We start from the raw sequence: 23,392 nt of genomic DNA, 5'->3' as shown, positions 1-23,392 counted from the left end.
TATTCTGGCTGGCGTAAATGTGCGCCAGCCTTATCCCATCCCGCTCATCGCGTCTCCCAGATGAAAAATCGGCAAATACATCGCCACCACCAGCGTACCGATAATTAAGCCGGTGATGATCAATAACGCCGGTTCCAACAGCGACGCCAGATTATCGGCCAGCGCCAGCGTAGTTTCACTGTGGTGACGGGCAAGGTTATGCAGCATGATATCGAGTGAGCCGGACGCTTCGCCCGTTCTGACCAGTTGCAGGCATAGCGGACTAAATTCCTGGGTATTTTTTAGCGCCAACCAGACCGGATTGCCCGCGGCGATCTCCTGATGTACCTGCGTTAAACGCTGTGACCAGTAAGGGCAGCCGAGACTCTCGATAGCGCTTTCCAGTCCCTGAAGAAAAGGAATGCCTGCGCTTTGGGTCAATGCCAGTACGGTGAATATTTGCGCTAGTTTCTGGCCTCTTATCAGGCGACCCATAACGGGAAGCCGTAGCAGAAGACGCTGCCGCTGCGCTTGCCAGGACGGCTTTTGTTTTACCCTGCGGTGAGCGATAGCAATGAGCATCGTCAGGAACAAGATGAGCCAACCCCATGCCGCCCCCCATTGCGCTATCGCGATAATACCGCGCGTCAGAAGAGGGAGCGGGGTATTGAAGCTACGGTAAATGGCGGCAAATTCCGGCAGAACAAAGTGCAGCATGGCGAAAACGACCAGGGCGGCCATTGTCAGAATAATGGCGGGATAGCGCAGCGCCTTTTTCACGCTAACCGTAATCTGCCGTTGCGCTTTTTGCTGACGGGCCAGTTCAAAGCAGCATTCGGCCAGTTTGCCGGTCAGTTCTCCGGTGCGGATCATCGTCTGGTAGAGCGGCGGAAATACCTGCGGCCAGGAGACTAATGCGCTGGAAAAAGGGACGCCCTGTTCAAGCTCGTGAGCCAGCGTGCGCAACAGCGCTTGCCATTGTCGGTGGGGATGCTGTTTCGCAAGGAGTTCCAGCCCTTCTGAAAGCGTCAGCCCGGCATGAATGAGCGTGGCCAACTGATGAATAATTTCAGCGCTTTGCTCTTCTTTCCACAGTGCGGCGTTAACGCCTATGCGCTTGATGCGAAGCGGCATAATGCGCTGATGTTGCAGGGTGATGATCAGCGCCAGACGATTGTCCACCCATACAACGTCTTGTTCCAGTTGACCTTTATCGTTAACGCCTTGCCAGCGCCAGAGCTGTTTAACGCTCATGGGGCATTCCCAGAACGCGCAGTATCTCTTCAAAGGACGTCATGCCTTGCTCAACGGCGCGACAGCCATTTTCAAAAAGCGTCCCTGTACCGGTCTGTTGGAGGTGGGCTTCCAGTGCTTGCGCCGATGCGCCGCTCGCAATTAACTGACGTAATGCCGGGGTAACGGTTAACACTTCGAATAACGCGGTTCGGCCATAAAAGCCGTGGTAGCAATGCTGACAGCCGCTTGCCTGCCAGCGCGGTAGCGCGCTGGGCCAAAGATTGGGTGATAGCACCACGGGATCGCTCAGACGCTGTTTGCAGTGCGGGCAAAGCTTCCTTACCAGGCGTTGCGCTACCACCAGCGTAAGCGCCGATGAGATCATCCAGCGTGCTACGCCCATTTGCTGCAAACGTATCAGGGTTTCACTGGTGGAGTTCGTATGGAGCGTTGAAAGTACCAGATGGCCCGTTTGTGCCGCCTTAATGGCGATTTCTGCGGTGTCGCCGTCACGAATTTCACCTACCATGATGATGTCAGGGTCCTGGCGTAAAAGCGCGCGCAGCACATTTTGAAAGGTGAGCCCGGCGCGGGGATGGATCTGCGTCTGGTTAATCCCATCCAGTGGAATTTCTATCGGATCCTCAACGCTACAGAGGTTGATACCCGGCGTATTCCGGGTTTGTAGCGCGCTGTATAGCGTGACCGTTTTTCCGCTACCGGTGGGGCCAGTCACCAGTACCAGCCCCTGAGGTTGCTGTAGGGCTTGTCTAAAAGCGGTAAGTTGTGCCCCGTACATGCCCAGCGTGTCCAGATCCAGCGTTTGTTCAACCTGATGCAACAACCGTAAGACGACTTTTTCGCCTTCTTTACAGGGAAGCGTGGCGATACGAAAAGAGATGCTGTCTCCCGCCAGGTCAACGGTAAATTGCCCGTCCTGCGGCAGCCGATGTTCAGCGATGTCCAAATTTCCCAGGACTTTCAATCTGGCCGTCAGTGCAAGCCCCGTCTCTTTGGCGATGTCCTGCAGAATATGAAGAACGCCGTCGATGCGGAGTCTTATTCGGTAGCGGCTGGCGCCTGGTTCGAGATGGATATCAGAGGCGCGTTTCGCCATCGCCGAGCGTAATGTCTGATTGAGAAGCTGGGCTGCGGTTTCTCCGCCTTTCGCGGCGTTTGCCGAGGGTGCCTGATCCGGCTTATGCCGATGATTTTCCATTTGCTGGCGAGTCCAGCACACAATATCAATCTGTTTTTGCGTGGCGAAATGCAGAGCGTCCAGTAACGCATGAGAGGGCGCGTCGACCACCGCAACAGTGATACTGTTGCTGGCGCTATTGATCAGTACAGCCTGATGACGTTGACACAAGGTGTTGAGCTGAGCGTCTTTCATCTTGTCTCCTTAGTTGGCGTCAAAACGGAAGACATCTTCACAAGCCTGTTGTAACGCGCTGTCGCTTTGAATATTGCAGTTACGCGTCCAGCCAGTAATGCCGTTAGCATTGTCCCAGGCGGGCGTCATGATGACGCTAAGCCCGCTCAGACTCTCCTGGCCGGTAAGCGTGATGACGCCTTTTTCCACGCTCATGCCCGAAACATAACGGGTGATGACGGGCGAGGGGATACCGTTGACGCCCGCATCGCATGTGCTCGTCCCACCATGTTCCAGAGCGCAGAGTTCGACGGCGGTACGGTAGGGGACAAACGTTTGCAACATATCCGTCAGCGCCGCTTTACGCAGATAGTTCTGGTAAGCCGGAATGCCGATGGCGCTTAAAATGGCGATGATGCCAATAACGACCATCAGTTCGATAAGCGTGAAACCGCGTTGTTTTTCCATTGTTCGCTCCTTGAGTTAGCCGGCGCTACTGTGGCAAACGCGGGAAGAGCGGGCGAGCGGCAAAAGGTAAAACGGGAAGGCGGATTCTGAAGATTTTCGCTGCGTTACATGACACGGCAACGTTATTGCGAGGCGCTACGAATATTTTACCGAATAATGACGCGGATCTACGGACAGGTGATTTATAGACCCGACGGCGCAGCGCCATCGGGCGGAGAGGATCAGCAAAAACGCATGGAGAGATCGAGCGCGCGTACGTGCTTGGTCAGCGCGCCAACGGAGATGAAATCCACCCCGGTTTCAGCAAATTCGCGTAAGGTTTCCGCGGTGACGTTGCCGGATACTTCCAGCCGCGCCTGGCCGTTGACGCGTTTCACCGCCTCGCGCATCTGGTCGGTGTTGAAATTATCCAGCATGATGATATCCGCGCCTGCTTTCAGCGCATCGTCCAGTTCATCCAGATTTTCGACCTCGACTTCTACCGGCACGTCCGGATGTAGCCAGAACGCTTTTTCCACCGCCTGACGAACCGAACCGGAGGCGATGATATGGTTTTCTTTAATCAGGAACGCGTCAGTGAGGCCCAGACGATGATTGGCGCCGCCGCCGCATAAAACCGCATATTTGAGCGCGGTGCGCAGACCCGGCAGCGTTTTACGCGTGTCGAGCAACTGGGTTTGGGTGCCAGCCAGCAGTCCAACGTAGCGGCGTACTTCACTGGCGACGCCGGAAAGGGTCTGGACAAAGTTTAGCGCCGTGCGCTCGCCGGTCAGCAATACGCGAGCCGGGCCGTTCAGTTCAAACACTGTTTGGTTGGCGTGAATGGCGTCGCCGTCATCGACATGCCAGGTGAGGCGCACATCATCGCCCGCCAGTTGGATGAAGACCTCTTCAACCCAGCGCTTGCCGCAGAAAACGCCGTCTTCACGAGTGATCACCGTGGCATGGGCTTGCGTATCTGCCGGCAAAAGTTGCGCGGTGATATCGTTGCCAGCATCGACTTCTCCACCTAAATCTTCACGCAGCGCCTGAGCAACGGCGGCAGGGATATCGAGATTAATGCGTTCCAGTAGCGCGTCACGTCGGTCGTCTGGGTTATAACGGCGAGGCGGCATGATAAAACTCCAAATTGCTAACGAATCATAAGGTAGAAACATGCTACTCTGAAGCAGCTATAAGCACCACTCAAAAGGAGACTCCGCATGTTGCCAGATAAGGGTTGGTTGGTAGAGGCGCGACGCGTCCCTTCTCCGCATTATGATTGCCGTCCGGATGACGAAAAACCGTCCTTGCTGGTGGTGCATAATATTAGCCTGCCCCCCGGCGAGTTTGGCGGTCCGTGGATCGATGCATTATTCACCGGAACGATAGATCCAGACGCCCATCCTTTTTTTGCAGAAATCGCTCATCTTCGTGTTTCGGCCCATTGTCTGATTCGTCGCGACGGTGAAATTGTCCAGTATGTGCCTTTTGATAAGCGTGCGTGGCATGCGGGCGTATCAAACTATCAGGGGCGGGAACGTTGTAATGATTTCTCCATTGGTATTGAGCTGGAGGGGACGGATACGCTGGCTTATACCGATGCGCAGTATCAGCAGCTGGCCGCCGTGACGCGCACGCTTATCGCTTGCTATCCGGCGATCGCCGACAATATGACCGGACACTGCAACATTGCGCCTGACCGCAAAACGGACCCTGGCCCTGCCTTTGACTGGCCGCGCTTTCGTGCTTTGGTAGCCCTCTCGTCGCACAAGGAGATGACATGACGCTGTTTACGACATTACTGGTGCTGATTGTCGAGCGCCTGTTTAAGCTGGGCGAGCACTGGCAGCTCGATCATCGGCTGGAGGCGCTATTCCGTCGGATTACGCATTTTTCGATGTTGCGCACGATGGGAATGACGGCGATCGCGATGGTGGTGACTTTTCTACTGCTCCAGGCGTTAAAAGGGCTGCTATTTAACGTGCCGACGCTGGTGGTGTGGATTCTCCTGGGCGTGCTGTGTATCGGCGCGGGCAAAGTGCGAGTACATTATCACGCCTGGCTGAAAGCGGCGTCCCGTAACGATCCGCATCCTTGCGAGGCGATGGCCAGCGAGCTTACGCTGATTCACGGCGTGCCGCCGGATTGTAATGAGCGTGAGTTTTTGCGTGAGCTGCAAAATGCGTTGTTATGGATAAATTTCCGTTTTTACCTCGCACCGCTATTTTGGTTTATCGTTGGCGGTCCGTGGGGGCCGGTAACGCTGGTGGGCTATGCGTTTTTACGGGCCTGGCAGACCTGGCTGGCGCGCTATCAGACGCCGCACCAACGTTTGCAATCCGGCATTGACGCTATTCTTCATGTGCTGGACTGGATTCCGGTACGTCTGGCGGGCGTAGTGTATGCATTACTGGGGCATGGCGAGAAAGCGTTGCCGGCCTGGTTTGCCTCGCTGGCGGATCTGCATACTTCGCAATATCAGGTGCTCACACGTCTGGCGCAGTTCTCACTGGCGCGCGAACCGCATACTGACAAAGTAGAAACCCCCAAAGCGGCGGTGTCGATGGCGAAGAAGGCCTCGTTTGTGGTGGTGGTGATTATTGCGTTGCTCACCATTTATGGGGCATTAGTGTAGCGTTGTGCCGATGGCGCTAACGCTTATGCTGCCTACAATGGAAAAATCTGTAGGCCCGGTAAGCGTTAGCGCCACCGGGCAGTGCAACGGCTTAGATCGTATCGGCTGGCGGCACGCCAAAATCAGGCATCCCGTTTTCGTCCCAGCGCACCCGTTTCAGACGCGTATGGCGGTTGGGATCGTACAACGGATCGCCTTCAATTTCGGTGTAATTTCTCGCGTGGTACACCAGTACATCTTCACCTTCCGGCGTTTGCGTAAAGCTGTTGTGTCCCGGCCCATACTGGCGATTTTCATAGCTGGTGGTAAAGACCGGGCGCGGTGATTTATGCCAGTTGGCCGGATCGCGCGGATCGTCGTTTACGTTAATCCACAGTAATCCCATACAGTAGTTTTCATCGGTGGCGCTGGCCGAATAGCTGATAAACAGCTTGTCGCCATGCACCACGACGGCCGGACCTTCGTTAACCCAAAAACCCCGACACTCCCAGTCGTACTCTGGCTTACTGAGTCTTACCGGCTCGCCTGTAATCGTCCACGGATTTTCCAGTTCAGCCAGATAAATATTTGAGTTACCGGCAATATCCGGCGCTTTTTGCGCCCACAGATACCACTGCTTTCCCTGATGATAAAAAGTAGTGGCATCGAGGGCGAAGGTATCAAACGGCGTTTTAATTTGGCCTTTCTCCGTCCACTTGCCGGTGAGTGGGTCGGCATCGGCGCACTCCAGGGCAAACATGCGGTGCTGGAACATTCCCAGCTTATCAAGCGCTTGAGTATGGGTAGCGGCAAAATAGATGTACCACTTACCGTTGATGCGGTGCATTTCCGGTGCCCAGATGAGCTGGCTCATAGGGCCGCTTTCCGGTTTACGCCAGACGACAACGGGGTCGGCGGCGCGCAACCCTTCCAGCGAATTAGCCCGGCGGATTTCCAGCCTGTCATATTCCGGTACGGAGGCAATAAAGTAGTAATCGCTGCCGTCGCGTAAAATAAACGGATCGGCACGTTGTTCAATAAACGGGTTTGGCCAGTTTGCCATCAGGCTTTCCTTACGCTTTCAGCGGCGTTGAGCTCCTGCAACTCACTCAATTCGCGGTAATTAGTGCGACGTTTTTCCAAATCGTCCTGGATTTTTTTCATCAGTTCACGGTCAACTTTCAGCAGACGTACCACGCCTGCGGTAATCAGATAGCCAACGCCGGGGATAACGGTAAACAACAGCATAATACCGTTCATCGACGAGGCGCTTTGCGCTTTAGCGCTGGCGTCATAACCGTACCAGGAGAGCAAAAAGCCGACCATCGCCCCGGCAATCGCCAGGCCCAGCTTGAGGAAGAACAGGTTACCGGAGAAGCTGATACCGGTAATGCGTTTGCCGGTTTTCCATTCGCCGTAATCATCGACGTCCGCCATCAGCGACCAGTGCAGCGGGGAAGGGATCTGATGCAGAATATTGAGCAGGAAGTAGAGCGCCACTATCATCACGGTGGCTTTCGGATCAAAGAAATAGAACGCGCAGGAGAAAATCGCCAGCGCAATATTGGTCCAGAAAAATACCTTCAATTTACACCAGCGATCGGTTAAGACTTTTGCCAGCATACTGCCGATCATCATACCGACCACGCCAAGACTAATAAAAAGCGTAGCGAAATGGGTGCTTTGTCCCATCACCCAGGTGACGTAATACATGGTCGCCGCCATACGGATAAACCCCGGGCAGACGTTACATAAGGTCAATAGCAGAATGCGTACCCATTGATCGTTTTTCCACACATCTTTGAAATCATTCTTCATATCATCGTGCGTCGGAACGGCAGGGCGAACGCGTTCGCGGACGCTGGCAAAGCAGAACAGAAACATACCCATGCCGATAATCGCCAGCACGGTCATCGCCAACTGATAGCCTTTGGCTTTGTCGCCGCCGCCAAACCAGTCCACCATCGGCAATAGCGTTAACGATAGCAACAGCGTCGCGATGCCGACTAACACGAAGCGATAAGCCTGACAGGCCACGCGCTCTTTTGGATCGTTGGTGATCACGCCGCCCAGTGAGCAATAGGGAATATTGATGGCGGTGTAGGTCACGGAAAGCAGAAAATAGGTGACGAAAGCATAGACAACTTTGCTGTTATAGCCCCAGTCCGGCGTCGTGAACATCAGCACGCTGAACAGCGCGTAGGGAAATGCAATCCACAGTAGCCAGGGGCGGAAACGACCATATTTACTTTGGGTACGATCGGCAAGCGCGCCCATCACCGGATCGGTAACGGCATCGATAACGCGTACTGAAAGGAGTAAAACACCGACTAACGCCGGGGCAAGACCAAAAATATCCGTATAAAAATAATTAACAAACAGCATGATAGCGCCAAAAATAATGTTACATCCGGCGTCGCCCATGCCATACCCGATTTTCTCTCTTACCGAAAGTCTGCCCTTATCCATTGAGACTTCTCCCCATCAGATGATGGCGGTAATTATTCGCCTGCGAGCTTTTATTTGCGTAGCAGGATCACGCCGCTGATATGGATAAAATGGTTATACGTGGGAAACTGTGAGGCAGATAACACCCTCCCCGGACGGGGAGAGCGGAAAAGTAACGCCACGATCAGTGGGCTTTCACCGTTTTTGCCGTTTTTTCTTTACACAGGTAGCCGACGCCCAGGATGAGCAGCCATACCGGAATCAGCCACACGGAGATCGCCATACCTGGCGTCATCAGCATAATGATCAATACCGCCGCCATAAACAGCAGGCAGAGAACATTGCCGAACGGATAAAACAGGGCCGGGAAGCGGGTTTTCACGCCCTGCTGCTGTTTCGCGCGACGGAACATCATATGGGCAAGGCTAATCATCGCCCAGTTAATGACCAGCGCGGAGACCACCAGCGCCATCAGCAGTCCGAATGCGGACTCTGGGGCCAGGTAGTTGAGCAGCACGCACAACGCCGTCACGACGGCGGAAACCAAAATGGAGCTCACCGGCACGCCGCGTTTGTCGACGTTCAGCAGCGCTTTCGGCGCATTTCCCTGCTGGGCCAGACCGAACAGCATACGGCTGTTGCAGTAAACGCAGCTGTTATAAACCGATAGCGCGGCGGTGAGAACCACGATATTCAGCGCATTGGCGACAAACGTATCGCCCAGCTCATGGAAGATAAGGACAAATGGGCTGGTATCGGCGGTGACGCGAGTCCATGGCAGCAGCGAAAGCAGAACCGCCAGCGAGCCGATATAAAAAATCAGGATGCGATAGATAACCTGATTAGTGGCTTTGGGGATGCTCTGTTCCGGGTTATCGGCTTCAGCGGCGGTGATCCCTACCAGCTCCAGTCCGCCGAACGAAAACATAATAATGGCCATCATCATCACCAGCCCGGTCCAGCCATGCGGCAGAAAGCCGCCCTGTTCCCACAGGTTGCGCACGGTGGCCTGCGGACCAGCGGTATCGCTGAAGAGTAACCACGCGCCGAACAGAATCATAGCGATGACGGCGATCACTTTAATAATGGCGAACCAAAACTCCATCTCACCGAACACTTTAACGTTGGTCAGGTTGATGGCGTTGATAATCACAAAGAAGGCTGCCGCAGAAGCCCAGGTGGGGATCTCCGGATACCAGAACTGGATATATTTACCCACTGCGGTCAGTTCCGCCATGGCAACTAATACGTACAGCACCCAGTAGTTCCAGCCGGAAGCGAATCCGGCAAAGCCGCCCCAGTATTTATAGGCGAAGTGGCTAAAAGAGCCGGCGACCGGTTCTTCAACCACCATCTCTCCCAGCTGGCGCATAATCAGAAAGGCAATAAAGCCTGCAATCGCATAGCCCAGGATAATTCCTGGCCCCGCCGACTGAATAACGGAGGCGCTTCCCAGGAACAAGCCTGTCCCTATCGCGCCGCCCAATGCGATAAGCTGAATATGGCGGTTTTTCAGGCCGCGCTTGAGCTGCTCGCCGTGCTGCTGACTGTCCATTATAAAACCTCGTGTATCGGGCGCGGTTTATTCATAACGCGCTTATTTTGAACGATGCAGTAGTGCGTGTGTAAGTTTGCAATTCCGCTTTTTGTATTGATTTATTTACAAGCTCGTTTTTTAAAATGTCACTTCAACTCTTTCGTCTTGATCAGAATAATGGTATGTGGCCGCGAATGCACCTGCTTTGTGCAGGGGTGATGACGAGTTGCGTAAAAAGAAAGCACTTGTAAATACCTCCTTTTATTTTCCCTTACAGATGTTAATTTGTTTTTATTCATTATTTATGCATAAAAATGCATTTAATCTACTGTTGAATCGGTTCAGATGAGATTTTTTATCGTTTCAAATACGTTAAATCTACCTCCTGGTGGGTAAATTTAACATTTGTGCACAGTTACAGTTTTGAAACATGATTTCTGTAAAATTGTTAAAATGTGCCTCCTTTACTGATTTCAATCAAAACCTGTATGGACAGAAGGTGAATACTTTGTTACTTTAGCGTCACAGACATGAAATTGGTAAGACCAATTGACTCCGGGCAAATGGCTTAAGACAGGAAATCATGGCCTACAGCAAAATCCGCCAACCAAAACTCTCCGATGTGATCGAGCAGCAGCTGGAGTTTTTAATCCTTGAGGGAACATTGCGTCCCGGAGAAAAACTCCCACCGGAACGTGAACTGGCAAAACAGTTCGACGTCTCCCGTCCCTCCTTGCGCGAGGCGATTCAACGTCTCGAAGCGAAGGGATTGTTGCTTCGTCGTCAGGGCGGCGGAACCTTCGTGCAGAGCAGCCTGTGGCAGAGCTTTAGCGACCCGCTGGTGGAACTGCTCTCCGATCACCCTGAATCCCAGTTTGACCTGCTCGAAACGCGCCATGCTCTGGAAGGCATTGCGGCTTATTACGCGGCGCTGCGCAGCACCGATGAAGATAAAGACCGTATTCGCGAGCTGCACCATGCTATTGAGCTGGCGCAAGAGTCCGGCGATCTGGATGCCGAGTCCGAAGCCGTGCTCCAGTATCAAATCGCCGTCACCGAAGCGGCGCACAACGTGGTATTGCTTCATCTGCTAAGGTGTATGGAGCCGATGCTGGCGCAAAACGTGCGGCAGAACTTCGAATTGCTGTATGCGCGTCGGGAGATGCTGCCGCTGGTGAGTACGCATCGCACCCGTATATTTGAAGCCATTATGGCCGGAAAACCAGAAGAAGCGCGTGAAGCGTCACACCGACATCTGGCGTTTATCGAAGAGATTATGCTGGACAGAAGCCGTGAGGAGAGCCGTCGTGAACGCGCTTTACGCCGCCTGGAACAGCGCAAGAATTAGTTTTTTCTGGCAGAACGTTAACCAGAAGATGTTGTGAATAACGCGCAAAAATGTGCGCGGCAACTAAACGCAGAACCTGTCTTATTAAGCTTTCTGACGAAAGTTTAATGGGACAGGTTCCAGATAACTCAACGTATTAGATAGATAAGGAATACCCCCATGTCAGAACGTTTCCAAAATGACGTGGATCCGATCGAAACTCGCGACTGGCTACAGGCGATCGAATCGGTCATCCGTGAAGAAGGTGTTGAGCGCGCTCAGTATCTGATTGACCAACTGCTTTCTGAAGCTCGTAAAGGCGGCGTGAAAGTCGCGGCAGGCGCAGGGGCCAGTAATTACATCAACACTATTGCCGTTGAAGACGAACCGGAATACCCGGGTAATCTGGAGCTGGAACGTCGCATTCGTTCTGCGATCCGCTGGAACGCCATCATGACCGTGCTGCGCGCGTCTAAAAAAGACCTTGAGTTGGGCGGCCACATGGCGTCCTTCCAGTCTTCCGCCACGATCTATGATGTCTGTTTTAACCATTTCTTCCGTGCGCGCAACGAACAGGATGGCGGCGACCTGGTGTACTTCCAGGGCCACATCTCTCCGGGCATCTACGCTCGCGCGTTCCTGGAAGGTCGTCTGACCCAGGAACAGATGGATAACTTCCGTCAGGAAGTTCACGGCAATGGCCTCTCTTCCTATCCGCACCCGAAACTGATGCCGGAATTCTGGCAGTTCCCGACCGTCTCTATGGGTTTGGGCCCAATCGGTGCTATCTACCAGGCGAAATTCCTGAAATATCTGGAACACCGCGGCCTGAAAGATACCTCTAAACAAACCGTTTACGCCTTCCTCGGCGACGGCGAGATGGATGAGCCGGAATCCAAAGGCGCGATCACCATCGCCACCCGTGAAAAACTGGACAACCTGGTCTTTGTTATCAACTGTAACCTGCAGCGTCTTGACGGCCCGGTCACCGGTAACGGCAAGATTGTTAACGAACTGGAAGGCATCTTTGCAGGTGCTGGCTGGAACGTTATCAAAGTCATGTGGGGCGGTCGTTGGGATGAACTGCTGCGTAAAGACACCAGCGGTAAGCTTATCCAGCTGATGAACGAAACCGTTGACGGCGACTACCAGACCTTCAAATCCAAAGACGGCGCTTACGTACGTGAGCACTTCTTCGGTAAATACCCGGAAACCGCCGCGCTGGTGGCCGACTGGACCGATGAGCAGATTTGGGCGCTGAACCGCGGTGGTCACGATCCGAAGAAAGTCTATGCTGCACTGAAAAAAGCGCAGGAAACCAAAGGCAAAGCGACGGTAATCCTGGCCCATACCATTAAAGGTTACGGCATGGGCGACACCGCGGAAGGTAAAAACATCGCTCACCAGGTTAAGAAAATGAACATGGACGGCGTGCGTTACGTCCGCGATCGTTTCAACGTGCCGGTTGCCGATGCTGATCTCGAAAAACTGCCGTACATTACCTTCCCGGAAGGTTCTGAAGAACACAAGTACCTGCATGAACGCCGTCAGGCGCTGCATGGCTACCTGCCAAGCCGTCAGCCGAACTTCACCGAGAAGTTAGAGCTGCCTCAACTTTCAGATTTCGGCGCGCTGCTGGAAGAGCAAAGCAAAGAGATTTCCACTACGATCGCTTTCGTGCGTGCTCTGAACGTGATGCTAAAGAACAAGTCGATCAAAGATCGCCTGGTACCGATCATCGCCGACGAAGCGCGGACTTTCGGTATGGAAGGTCTGTTCCGTCAGATTGGTATCTACAGCCCGAACGGCCAGCAGTACACCCCGCAGGACCGTGAGCAGGTTGCTTACTACAAAGAAGACGAGAAAGGCCAGATTCTGCAGGAAGGTATCAACGAGCTGGGCGCAGGCGCATCCTGGCTGGCTGCGGCGACCTCTTACAGCACCAACGATCTGCCGATGATCCCGTTCTATATCTACTACTCCATGTTCGGGTTCCAGCGTATCGGCGACCTGTGCTGGCAGGCTGGCGACCAGCAGGCTCGCGGCTTCCTGATCGGCGGGACTTCCGGTCGTACTACGCTGAACGGCGAAGGTCTGCAGCACGAAGATGGTCACAGCCACATTCAGTCGCTGACTATCCCGAACTGTATCTCTTACGACCCGGCTTACGCTTACGAAGTGGCTGTCATCATGCATGATGGTCTGGAGCGTATGTACGGTGAGAAACAAGAGAACGTTTACTACTACATCACCACCCTGAACGAAAACTACCACATGCCGGCCATGCCAGCAGGTGCCGAGGAAGGTATCCGTAAAGGTATCTACAAACTCGAAACCCTTGAAGGTAGCAAAGGTAAAGTTCAGCTGCTGGGCTCCGGTTCTATCCTGCGTCACGTGCGTGAAGCGGCACAGATCCTGGCGAAAGACTACGGCGTAGGTTCTGACGTGTACAGCGTAACCTCCTTCACCGAACTGGCGCGTGATGGTCAGGATTGTGAGCGTTGGAACATGCTGCACCCGCTGGAAACCCCGCGCGTTCCGTACATCGCTCAGGTGATGAACGACGCTCCGGCAGTGGCATCTACTGACTATATGAAACTGTTCGCCGAGCAGGTTCGTACTTACGTACCGGCTGACGACTATCGCGTACTGGGTACGGATGGCTTCGGTCGTTCCGACAGCCGTGAGAACCTGCGTCATCACTTCGAAGTTGATGCTTCTTATGTGGTTGTCGCAGCGCTGGGCGAACTGGCTAAACGTGGCGAAATCGACAAGAAAGTGGTAGCGGATGCGATTACCAAATTCAACATCGATGCAGATAAAGTTAACCCGCGTCTGGCGTAAGAGGTAAAAGAATAATGGCTATCGAAATCAAAGTACCGGACATCGGGACAGATGAAGTTGAAATCACCGAGATTCTGGTCAAAGTGGGCGACAAAGTGGAAGCTGAACAGTCGCTGATCACCGTAGAAGGCGACAAAGCCTCTATGGAAGTCCCGTCTCCGCAGGCTGGCGTCGTGAAAGAGATCAAAGTCTCTGTCGGCGACAAAACCGAGACTGGTGCACTTATCATGATTTTCGATTCCGCCGACGGTGCAGCTGACGCTGCACCTGCTAAGGCAGAAGAGAAGAAAGAAGCGGCTCCGGCAGCAGCACCTGCTGCGGCAGCGGCGAAAGACGTTCACGTTCCGGATATCGGCAGTGACGAAGTTGAAGTGACTGAAGTGATGGTGAAAGTGGGCGACACCGTAGAAGCTGAACAGTCGCTGATCACCGTCGAAGGCGACAAGGCCTCTATGGAAGTTCCTGCTCCGTTTGCAGGCACCGTGAAAGAGATCAAAGTGAACACCGGCGACAAAGTCTCTACCGGCTCTCTGATTATGGTCTTCGAAGTGGCGGGTGAAGCAGGCGCAGCAGCACCAGCGAAAGCGGAAGCCGCTCCGGCTGCGGCTGCTCCAGCAGCAGCGACGGGCGTGAAAGACGTTAACGTACCGGATATCGGCGGCGACGAAGTTGAAGTCACCGAAGTGATGGTCAAAGTCGGCGATAAAGTTACCGCTGAACAATCACTGATCACCGTAGAAGGCGACAAAGCCTCTATGGAAGTTCCGGCTCCGTTCGCGGGTACCGTGAAAGAAATCAAGATCAGCACCGGCGATAAAGTGAAAACCGGTTCTCTGATTATGGTCTTCGAAGTAGAAGGCGCAGCGCCTGCGGCCGCTCCGGCTAAACAGGAAGCGGCGGCGCCGGCTCCAGCGGCGAAAGCTGAGAAGCCTGCTGCCCCGGCTGCCAAAGCCGAAGGCAAATCTGAGTTCGCTGAAAACGACGCGTACGTTCACGCTACTCCGCTGATTCGCCGTCTGGCGCGCGAGTTTGGCGTCAACCTGGCGAAAGTGAAAGGCACCGGTCGTAAAGGCCGTATTCTGCGCGAAGACGTTCAGGCTTACGTGAAAGACGCTATCAAACGCGCGGAAGCTGCGCCGGCTGCTGCGGGCGGCGGTATCCCGGGTATGCTGCCGTGGCCGAAAGTGGACTTCAGCAAGTTTGGTGAAGTTGAAGAAGTGGAACTGGGCCGTATCCAAAAAATCTCTGGCGCGAACCTGAGCCGTAACTGGGTGATGATCCCGCACGTTACGCACTTCGACAAAACCGATATCACCGATCTGGAAGCGTTCCGTAAACAGCAGAACGCCGAAGCTGAGAAGCGCAAACTGGATGTGAAATACACGCCAGTGGTCTTCATCATGAAAGCGGTTGCCGCTGCTCTGGAACAGATGCCGCGCTTCAACAGCTCTCTGTCCGAAGACGGTCAGCGTCTGACCCTGAAAAAATACATCAACATCGGCGTGGCGGTTGATACCCCGAATGGCCTGGTGGTTCCGGTCTTTAAAGACGTGAATAAGAAGAGCGTGACCGAGCTGTCTCGTGAACTGACCACCATCTCCAAAAAAGCGCGTGATGGTAAGCTGACCGCTGGTGAAATGCAGGGTGGTTGCTTCACTATCTCCAGCATCGGCGGCCTGGGAACTACCCACTTCGCGCCGATTGTTAACGCGCCGGAAGTGGCTATCCTCGGCGTTTCTAAGTCGGCGATGGAACCGGTGTGGAATGGGAAAGAGTTTGTGCCGCGTCTGATGATGCCTATCTCTCTTTCCTTCGACCACCGTGTGATCGATGGTGCTGATGGTGCGCGTTTCATTACCATTATCAACAATATGTTGTCTGACATTCGCCGTCTGGTGATGTAATGAAAAAGCCGGCCCGACGGCCGGCTTTTTTTTGATAATCTCATGGAGTTTGTGAGGTTATTAGCGAAAGCGATAATTCGTGATCCGTTTGTTGTTTCAAAATTGTTAACAATTTTGTAAGATACGGGCGGATAGAACGACCCGGTGGATGATGGGCGATCAAGTACCCCGGACCGCCGGATACAAATAAAGAGGTCATGATGAGTACTGAAATCAAAACTCAGGTCGTGGTACTTGGGGCGGGCCCGGCAGGCTATTCTGCCGCTTTCCGTTGCGCTGATTTAGGTCTGGAAACCGTAATTGTAGAACGCTACAACACCCTTGGCGGTGTTTGTCTGAACGTCGGCTGTATCCCTTCTAAAGCGCTGCTGCACGTAGCAAAAGTTATCGAAGAAGCCAAAGCGCTGGCTGAACACGGTATCGTCTTCGGCGAGCCGAAAACCGATATCGACAAGATTCGTACCTGGAAAGAGAAAGTGATCACGCAGCTGACCGGCGGTCTGGCGGGTATGGCCAAAGGCCGTAAAGTGAAAGTGGTCAACGGTCTGGGTAAATTCACCGGGGCGAACACCCTGGAAGTGGAAGGCGAAAATGGCAAAACCGTGATCAACTTCGATAACGCGATCATCGCGGCGGGTTCTCGTCCGATCCAATTACCGTTTATTCCGCATGAAGACCCGCGCGTATGGGATTCTACCGACGCTCTGGAACTGAAAGAAGTGCCGAAGCGTATGCTGGTCATGGGCGGCGGTATCATCGGTCTGGAAATGGGTACCGTATACCACGCGCTGGGTTCAGAGATTGACGTGGTTGAAATGTTCGACCAGGTTATCCCGGCGGCTGATAAAGACATCGTTAAAGTCTTCACCAAGCGCATCAGCAAGAAATTCAACCTGATGCTGGAAACCAAAGTGACTGCCGTTGAAGCGAAAGAAGACGGTATCTACGTTTCGATGGAAGGCAAAAAAGCCCCGGCTGAAGCGCAGCGTTATGATGCGGTTCTGGTGGCGATTGGTCGTGTGCCGAACGGTAAAAACCTCGACGCGGGCAAAGCAGGCGTGGAAGTTGACGACCGTGGCTTTATCCGCGTGGACAAACAGCTGCGCACCAACGTGCCGCACATCTTCGCTATCGGCGATATCGTCGGTCAGCCGATGCTGGCGCACAAAGGCGTTCACGAAGGCCACGTTGCCGCTGAAGTTATCGCCGGGAAGAAACACTACTTCGATCCGAAAGTTATCCCGTCTATCGCGTACACCGAGCCAGAAGTGGCATGGGTTGGCCTGACCGAGAAAGAAGCGAAAGAAAAAGGCATCAGCTATGAAACCGCCACCTTCCCGTGGGCAGCTTCTGGCCGTGCTATCGCTTCTGACTGTGCAGACGGTATGACCAAACTGATTTTCGACAAAGAATCTCACCGCGTGATCGGCGGGGCGATTGTCGGCACCAACGGCGGCGAGCTGCTGGGTGAAATCGGTCTGGCGATCGAAATGGGCTGTGACGCGGAAGACATCGCGCTGACCATTCATGCGCACCCGACTCTGCACGAGTCCGTCGGTCTGGCTGCTGAAGTGTTCGAAGGTAGTATTACCGACCTGCCGAACCCGAAAGCGAAGAAGAAATAATCTTCTGTAGGTGGCAATGCGCCACCCGATACAAAAAAGCGGCTTTACAGCCGCTTTTTTTATGCATGGCAAATCAGATGTGTCAAATGATGGCGAAGGATAACGAAACCGCAAAATTTATCGTTTCCGCAGCAGTACGTTTTTCAAAGCTTATGCCGTCGGTAGTGCCTTTGTCTGTCATTTTCGACCAACTAATTGTTTCATAAGAAATACCTCTCCTTACTTTGTCATCATCCTGAAATTGGTAACGCTATAAAATAATAGCGAGCTAATTATGAGGTTTGATATATGAAACTTTTTCTGACAACAGCAGCGCTAACTGCGACCTTGATTTCCGGCATGGCATTTGCCAGCGATCCCGTCATCCCCTGGGCGACTAACAGCGGCGGTACGGAAAGCACGCATATTGCGGCAATGGGCGAGGATTTGAATGCGCAGCATCAGCAGATCACCCACACGCATGAAGGCGTATGGGCGGCCAATTCCGGCAGCATTCAGGCTGATGAAGCCGCGCTGACCAGCAACAAGCCGCCGGTACAAGGCCACCCGGAATTGATGCCGCATCAGGGCTAATGATCACGGCCTGGCGATAACGCCAGGCGCTTACGGGTTATTCGGCGACCTGCCACTGCGCGTCTGGCGCAAAACGCGTGATAGCCTGAACTTTACTCTCCGTCTCCTTGCCTAAATCCGCCTGATAAATACGATCGTCCTGGTTGACCATAAAACTCATCACCCCGGTTTCGCCGTAATGCATCGGCCAGGCCAGAAGCGCCGCGCCGTGACCGTCGTTATCGCTGATAATACGGAAATGGTAGCCGTGGTAACCCTCGTCTGGCGCTGCGGGACTAAAGTTTGGGCCTAACGGACTGGGGACGTCGCCTGCTTTGGTTGGCCAGTACAGGCCATCTTTTTGGCCTTCGCTACTGATTATCCTGTGCGCCCAGCGATGGTTTTGTAAGTAATAATCCTGCTGCGCATCAACGTAAGCATGCATGGCCTGTAAGGTAGAAAGTTCATTTCGCCCAATAGTACGGGTGAGGATCTCATTCCCGGCTGCCGCCATATCAAAGCGCCAGCCGCCAGTCTCTTTCACCATGGGCACCGGGAGCTGCCAGTCTTCTCGTCCGACATTCAGGTGCGCCGTATTGTCTTTTTGTACAATGCGATGGCCTTCGCGCCAGTCACGATTGAAGCGGGCCACGGCCTCGGGATCGGCACCTTCCGGCGGCAGAAATTGCCGCCAGTCATCGCCCAGTAGCGCGGTAAGCTGCGTTTCGTTTTTTCCGGCTACCGCCGCGGCGAAGGCGCTGGCGGCCGCTTCCGGGGAGGGGAACCGTTCCTGCGCGTAGCCCAGCAAGGGTAACGACAGTAACAGAGCGCTTAACATAACCTTTTTCATTATCTGCTCCGGTTAACGGCGATGAAATTCATGATGTTCAGAAAAATGTTCCCGCGCGGCGGCGCGTTGCTCGGTGTTTAAGTGACTGCCGCGACGGCTTTCCAGGCCGCGTAGCTGTTGCGATTGCCATGACGGCGATCGACTGTCGTTCCCGCTAAACACATTGGCGTGCATATTCTGGCGAAATGCCTGACGCTGTTGCGGCGTAGAGGATTCAATACGCTGGCGGGCGGTGTCTCTCTGCTGTTGTGAAACAGGGTGCTGCTGGGCTTTAGCCTTCAGCTCGGAACGATGCTGCTGCGTGGTGGATTTATTCAGTGTCTGCTGCGCCGCCTCGCGACGACTGCTGTTTTGTGTTCCGTCATAGCCACGGTAATTATTACGCTGGGCAATTTGATTTAACTGCTGCGATGCCGCCTTACGCTGGGCATCGCGGGTGCCTGGCGCTGGCAAAGAAGCGTTGGCCGTATGGCTGCGCTGTTGAAATTGCGTCATGGCCGCCTGGCGCTGACTGTCGCGAGACACTGGCGCTTGCTGCGTTGCGCTTAACCCGCCGCTAACATTGGTGGGATGGAACCGTTGTGCAACGGTATTATTCGGATAGGGGACGCCATTGCGCCAGGCGGGATTATGCTGCCAGCCCATCGTTTGGCCCGGCAGGTTTTGCCCGGATATCCGGTTGAAATTATTGACATTGATGTTGATATTATCGCCATTATGTTGATAACCGTTACCACCATGATGGTAATCATCATGGTGGTCGTCGTCATGGTGGTGATGATCGTCATCATCCCAGTCTATGCTGCTGAACAACGCATAGGTGGTGGCGACGCCCAGACTATAACCAAAACCTTTAACAAAACTGTCGGCAAACTGCTGCCCCGGAGGGGGCGGTAAATACACCGGCGGATAAGCGGTATTGGGCCAGGCGCCATACACCGTCGCGGGGTTATAGTTCGGCACGTACACCACCTGCGGATTCGCGGGTTCAATTTTGATGACGGTCGACGGTGTTGCTGGCGTACTGGCGGATGTGGTGGTGGTTGTTGTCGTGACGGCGGTAGAAGCGCTGGACTTCGGCACGCTGGTGACGGTTTGCTGCGGCGTGGATTTTAGCGAACCGGTTTGTTGAGCGAGCAGGCGCAGCCTTTGCACCGCATCCATCACATCCTGTGGCTGGGCTAAGAACGCATCGCCCAGGTTTTGCACCCATTGCGGATTCTCGCCCATAAGCGCCATCAACTGGGGAAAGGCGACCAGCGATTTGACGCTGGGGTCCCACGGTTGGCTGGCCACCGCCTGAATAGCGGCATCGCCCTGCAGCGTAGGGTTATCGCGCGACCACTGGACGGCCTGAACTACGTTCGCCGGGTAGGTGGAGGCCATGAGCACCTGCGAAAGCAGGGCATCGGGATAAAGCGCGACAGGCGCGACCCATTGATCAATTTGCGCAGTGGTAAAGGTCGTTTTCGCGACAGGCGCGGGCACAGCGGTCTGCGTTGGCTCAGAGGCGGGAGCTGCCGCCTGCGCGGGCGCTTCGGGAGCGCGGCTTTTAACATACAGTACGCCCGAAGCGGCAAATAACCCAGCACTGCACACAAGGGCAATGAGATGGGGTTTAAAGGGCAACGTCATTTTATCTCTCCCGATTCCAGAGAATCGCTATGGTCATTATGCCTGCCGCCGACGGGGTGCAGTTTGGCGTGAGTATAAAGGGACGATAGTTTAATTTTTAGCTAATGTTGGGATCGGTAACGTTACGTGACGATCAAAGCACGAAATGAGGTAAGCATTTATGGCTGCAGCTCCCGTCTCAGTAGAGCATTAGACCATCCTTAACGATTCAGCCACTTTTTTATGTTGCTTTTTTGTAAACAGATTAACACTTAAAGAAAATCCTGTTATTGTGCCTTATGCGGTACCGGGCATTTACCCTACTAACTACTGTCTCACAGGAGCGTGAAGAGAATCGCCCATCAACAAAAGCGCCGCATTATGACAATGAGAGCGAGGAGATATCGTCGTGCTAGAAGAATACCGTAAGCACGTAGCTGAGCGTGCTGCCCAGGGGATTGTGCCAAAACCTTTAGACGCAACCCAAATGGCTGCGCTTGTCGAGCTGCTGAAGACCCCGCCTGTGGGCGAAGAAGAATTCCTGTTAGACCTGTTGATCAACCGCGTTCCTCCTGGCGTAGATGAAGCCGCTTATGTTAAAGCCGGTTTTCTCGCTGCTGTCGCGAAAGGCGACACCACCTCCCCGCTGGTCTCCCCAGAAAAAGCCATTGAACTGCTGGGCACCATGCAGGGTGGTTACAACATTCATCCGCTGATTGACGCGCTGGACGATGCGAAACTGGCGCCGATTGCGGCCAAAGCGCTGTCTCACACCCTGCTGATGTTCGATAACTTCTACGACGTAGAAGAGAAAGCCAAAGCGGGCAATGAATATGCCAAACAGGTGATGCAATCCTGGGCCGATGCCGAATGGTTCCTGAGCCGTCCGCCGCTGGCGGAAAAAATCACCGTCACCGTTTTCAAAGTGACCGGCGAAACGAATACCGACGATCTCTCTCCGGCGCCGGATGCGTGGTCGAGACCGGATATCCCGTTACATGCGCAGGCGATGCTGAAAAACGCCCGTGAAGGCATTGAGCCGGATCAGCCAGGCGTTGTCGGCCCCATCAAACAAATCGAAGCATTGCAGAAAAAAGGCTACCCGCTGGCCTACGTGGGCGACGTGGTGGGCACCGGTTCTTCCCGTAAATCCGCGACCAACTCCGTGCTGTGGTTCATGGGCGATGACATCCCGAACGTGCCGAACAAGCGCGGCGGCGGCCTGTGCCTCGGTGGCAAAATTGCGCCTATCTTCTTTAACACTATGGAAGATGCGGGCGCACTGCCAATCGAAGTTGACGTTTCTAACCTGAATATGGGCGATGTGATTGACGTCTACCCGTACAAAGGCGAAGTGCGCAATCATGAAACCGGCGAGCTACTGGCAACCTTCGAACTGAAAACCGACGTGCTGATCGACGAAGTGCGTGCCGGTGGTCGTATCCCGCTGATTATCGGCCGTGGCCTGACCACCAAAGCGCGTGAAGCGCTGGGTCTGCCGCACTCTGATGTTTTCCGTCAGGCAAAAGACGTGGCGGAAAGCAGCCGTGGCTTCTCGCTGGCGCAGAAAATGGTCGGTCGCGCCTGCGGCGTGAAAGGCATTCGTCCGGGCGCGTACTGCGAACCGAAAATGACCTCCGTCGGTTCTCAGGATACTACTGGCCCGATGACCCGCGATGAGCTGAAAGACCTGGCCTGTCTGGGATTCTCCGCCGATCTGGTCATGCAGTCGTTCTGTCACACCGCAGCCTATCCGAAGCCGGTTGACGTCACCACGCACCACACGCTGCCAGACTTCATTATGAACCGTGGCGGTGTCTCTCTGCGTCCGGGCGATGGCGTGATCCACTCCTGGCTGAACCGTATGCTGCTGCCGGATACCGTCGGTACCGGCGGTGACTCCCATACCCGTTTCCCGATTGGTATCTCTTTCCCGGCGGGTTCTGGTCTGGTGGCGTTTGCCGCCGCGACCGGCGTGATGCCGCTGGATATGCCGGAATCCGTGCTGGTGCGCTTCAAAGGCAAAATGCAGCCGGGCATCACCCTGCGCGATCTGGTCCATGCCATCCCGCTGTACGCCATCAAACAGGGCCTGCTGACCGTTGAGAAGAAAGGCAAGAAAAACATCTTCTCTGGCCGCATCCTGGAAATCGAAGGTCTGCCGGATCTGAAAGTCGAGCAGGCGTTTGAGCTGACCGATGCTTCTGCCGAGCGTTCCGCTGCCGGTTGTACCATCAAGCTGAACAAAGAGCCGATCGTTGAATACCTGACCTCCAACATCGTCCTGCTGAAGTGGATGATCGCCGAAGGCTACGGCGACCGTCGTACGCTGGAACGTCGTATCCAGGGTATGGAAAAATGGCTGGCGGACCCGCAGCTGCTGGAAGCCGATGCTGACGCGGAATACGCAGCGGTGATCGACATCGATCTGGCGGATATCAAAGAGCCAATCCTCTGTGCGCCGAACGATCCGGACGACGCGCGTCTGCTGTCTGACGTGCAGGGCGAGAAGATCGACGAAGTGTTCATCGGTTCCTGCATGACCAACATCGGCCACTTCCGCGCGGCTGGTAAGCTGCTGGATAGCCACAAAGGCCAGTTGCCAACCCGCCTGTGGGTAGCGCCGCCAACCCGTATGGACGCTGCGCAGCTGACCGAAGAAGGTTACTACAGCGTGTTTGGTAAGAGCGGTGCGCGTATTGAGATCCCAGGCTGTTCCCTGTGTATGGGTAACCAGGCGCGTGTAGCCGACGGTGCGACGGTCGTCTCCACCTCTACCCGTAACTTCCCGAACCGTTTAGGTACCGGTGCGAACGTCTTCCTGGCTTCTGCGGAGCTGGCGGCGGTTGCAGCGCTTATCGGCAAACTGCCGACGCCGGAAGAGTACCAGACCTACGTGGCGCAGGTAGATAAGACGGCGGTGGATACTTACCGTTACCTGAACTTCGACCAGCTCTCTCAGTACACTGAGAAAGCAGATGGGGTGATTTTCCAGACTGCGGTGTAACAGAGACGGGCCCGGATTTCCGGGCCCGAATGG

The 23,392-nt window shown here is 54.4% G+C and carries 17 protein-coding genes; 8 read left to right on the top strand and 9 right to left on the bottom strand.

Annotated features, from left to right (window positions below; all coding sequences use genetic code 11):
- Positions 1–30: 30 nt before the first annotated feature.
- The 4 genes from hofC to nadC all read right to left on the bottom strand — a co-directional run bounded on the left by hofC (position 31) and on the right by nadC (position 4,170).
- Positions 31–1,233, bottom strand: a complete 1,203-nt coding sequence (gene hofC / locus J4728_RS17450; RefSeq protein ID WP_000114099.1) for a protein transport protein HofC — start codon at positions 1,231–1,233, stop codon at positions 31–33.
- Positions 1,223–2,608, bottom strand: a complete 1,386-nt coding sequence (gene gspE / locus J4728_RS17445) for a type II secretion system protein GspE (protein WP_000650596.1) — start codon at positions 2,606–2,608, stop codon at positions 1,223–1,225. The genes hofC and gspE overlap by 11 nt, the downstream gene beginning before the upstream one ends.
- A gap of 9 nt (positions 2,609–2,617) precedes the next feature.
- Positions 2,618–3,055, bottom strand: a complete 438-nt coding sequence (gene ppdD / locus J4728_RS17440) for a prepilin peptidase-dependent pilin (protein ID WP_000414989.1) — start codon at positions 3,053–3,055, stop codon at positions 2,618–2,620.
- A gap of 221 nt (positions 3,056–3,276) precedes the next feature.
- On the bottom strand, positions 3,277–4,170 hold the full coding sequence (gene nadC / locus J4728_RS17435) for a carboxylating nicotinate-nucleotide diphosphorylase (protein ID WP_001135135.1): 894 nt from the start codon (positions 4,168–4,170) through the stop codon (positions 3,277–3,279).
- An 87-nt stretch (positions 4,171–4,257) separates the two neighbouring features.
- Here nadC and ampD point away from each other — a divergent pair, with 87 nt between their 5' ends.
- Entirely contained in the window at positions 4,258–4,821 is a 564-nt protein-coding gene (ampD, locus tag J4728_RS17430; protein ID WP_000936326.1) for a 1,6-anhydro-N-acetylmuramyl-L-alanine amidase AmpD, read from the top strand.
- On the top strand, positions 4,818–5,672 hold the full coding sequence (gene ampE, locus J4728_RS17425; protein ID WP_000172039.1) for a beta-lactamase regulator AmpE: 855 nt from the start codon (positions 4,818–4,820) through the stop codon (positions 5,670–5,672). Before ampD ends, ampE begins: the two co-directional genes overlap by 4 nt.
- 91 nt (positions 5,673–5,763) lie before the next feature.
- On the opposite strand, the gene J4728_RS17420 is transcribed toward ampE, so the two are convergent.
- The 3 genes from J4728_RS17420 to aroP all read right to left on the bottom strand — a co-directional run bounded on the left by J4728_RS17420 (position 5,764) and on the right by aroP (position 9,657).
- Positions 5,764–6,714: a family 43 glycosylhydrolase gene (locus J4728_RS17420; RefSeq protein WP_080171236.1), complete on the bottom strand. Its 951-nt coding sequence runs from the start codon at positions 6,712–6,714 to the stop codon at positions 5,764–5,766.
- Positions 6,714–8,120, bottom strand: a complete 1,407-nt coding sequence (locus J4728_RS17415) for a glycoside-pentoside-hexuronide (GPH):cation symporter (RefSeq protein ID WP_208212138.1) — start codon at positions 8,118–8,120, stop codon at positions 6,714–6,716. The genes J4728_RS17420 and J4728_RS17415 overlap by 1 nt, the downstream gene beginning before the upstream one ends.
- Before the next feature lie 163 nt (positions 8,121–8,283).
- Complete coding sequence (gene aroP / locus J4728_RS17410; protein WP_000969487.1) at positions 8,284–9,657, bottom strand: aromatic amino acid transporter AroP; 1,374 nt, start codon at positions 9,655–9,657, stop codon at positions 8,284–8,286.
- Positions 9,658–10,219: 562 nt separating this feature from the next.
- Between aroP and pdhR the strand changes: the two genes are divergently transcribed.
- The 5 genes from pdhR to J4728_RS17385 all read left to right on the top strand — a co-directional run bounded on the left by pdhR (position 10,220) and on the right by J4728_RS17385 (position 17,909).
- Complete coding sequence (pdhR, locus tag J4728_RS17405) at positions 10,220–10,984, top strand: pyruvate dehydrogenase complex transcriptional repressor PdhR (protein ID WP_000331771.1); 765 nt, start codon at positions 10,220–10,222, stop codon at positions 10,982–10,984.
- A 159-nt stretch (positions 10,985–11,143) separates the two neighbouring features.
- Positions 11,144–13,807, top strand: coding sequence for a pyruvate dehydrogenase (acetyl-transferring), homodimeric type (gene aceE, locus J4728_RS17400; protein WP_000003852.1), 2,664 nt, complete (start codon positions 11,144–11,146; stop codon positions 13,805–13,807).
- Between the two features lie 14 nt (positions 13,808–13,821).
- Positions 13,822–15,711, top strand: coding sequence for a pyruvate dehydrogenase complex dihydrolipoyllysine-residue acetyltransferase (aceF, locus tag J4728_RS17395; RefSeq protein ID WP_045900717.1), 1,890 nt, complete (start codon positions 13,822–13,824; stop codon positions 15,709–15,711).
- A gap of 200 nt (positions 15,712–15,911) precedes the next feature.
- Positions 15,912–17,336, top strand: a complete 1,425-nt coding sequence (lpdA, locus tag J4728_RS17390; RefSeq protein ID WP_001519338.1) for a dihydrolipoyl dehydrogenase — start codon at positions 15,912–15,914, stop codon at positions 17,334–17,336.
- Between the two features lie 288 nt (positions 17,337–17,624).
- A complete protein-coding gene (locus J4728_RS17385) occupies positions 17,625–17,909 on the top strand; it encodes an outer membrane protein (RefSeq protein ID WP_000765363.1) in 285 nt (94 codons plus the stop codon).
- Positions 17,910–17,946: 37 nt separating this feature from the next.
- On the opposite strand, the gene J4728_RS17380 is transcribed toward J4728_RS17385, so the two are convergent.
- Together J4728_RS17380 and J4728_RS17375 are read right to left on the bottom strand one after the other, a co-directional pair.
- Complete coding sequence (locus tag J4728_RS17380; protein WP_000757452.1) at positions 17,947–18,738, bottom strand: DUF2950 family protein; 792 nt, start codon at positions 18,736–18,738, stop codon at positions 17,947–17,949.
- 12 nt (positions 18,739–18,750) lie between these two features.
- Complete coding sequence (locus tag J4728_RS17375) at positions 18,751–20,373, bottom strand: DUF3300 domain-containing protein (protein WP_208212136.1); 1,623 nt, start codon at positions 20,371–20,373, stop codon at positions 18,751–18,753.
- A 388-nt stretch (positions 20,374–20,761) separates the two neighbouring features.
- Here J4728_RS17375 and acnB point away from each other — a divergent pair, with 388 nt between their 5' ends.
- Positions 20,762–23,359 carry a bifunctional aconitate hydratase 2/2-methylisocitrate dehydratase gene (gene acnB, locus J4728_RS17370; RefSeq protein ID WP_023234440.1) on the top strand — a complete coding sequence of 866 codons (2,598 nt, stop codon included), beginning with the start codon at positions 20,762–20,764 and terminating at the stop codon, positions 23,357–23,359.
- Positions 23,360–23,392 lie beyond the last annotated feature (33 nt).

Source organism: Salmonella sp. 32070601201500089SM (assembly GCF_017573605.1).
In the GTDB taxonomy this organism is placed as follows: domain Bacteria; phylum Pseudomonadota; class Gammaproteobacteria; order Enterobacterales; family Enterobacteriaceae; genus Salmonella; species Salmonella enterica.
Note: the sequence above shows the minus strand (reverse complement) of the source record. Positions and strands in the feature narration are given on the sequence as shown.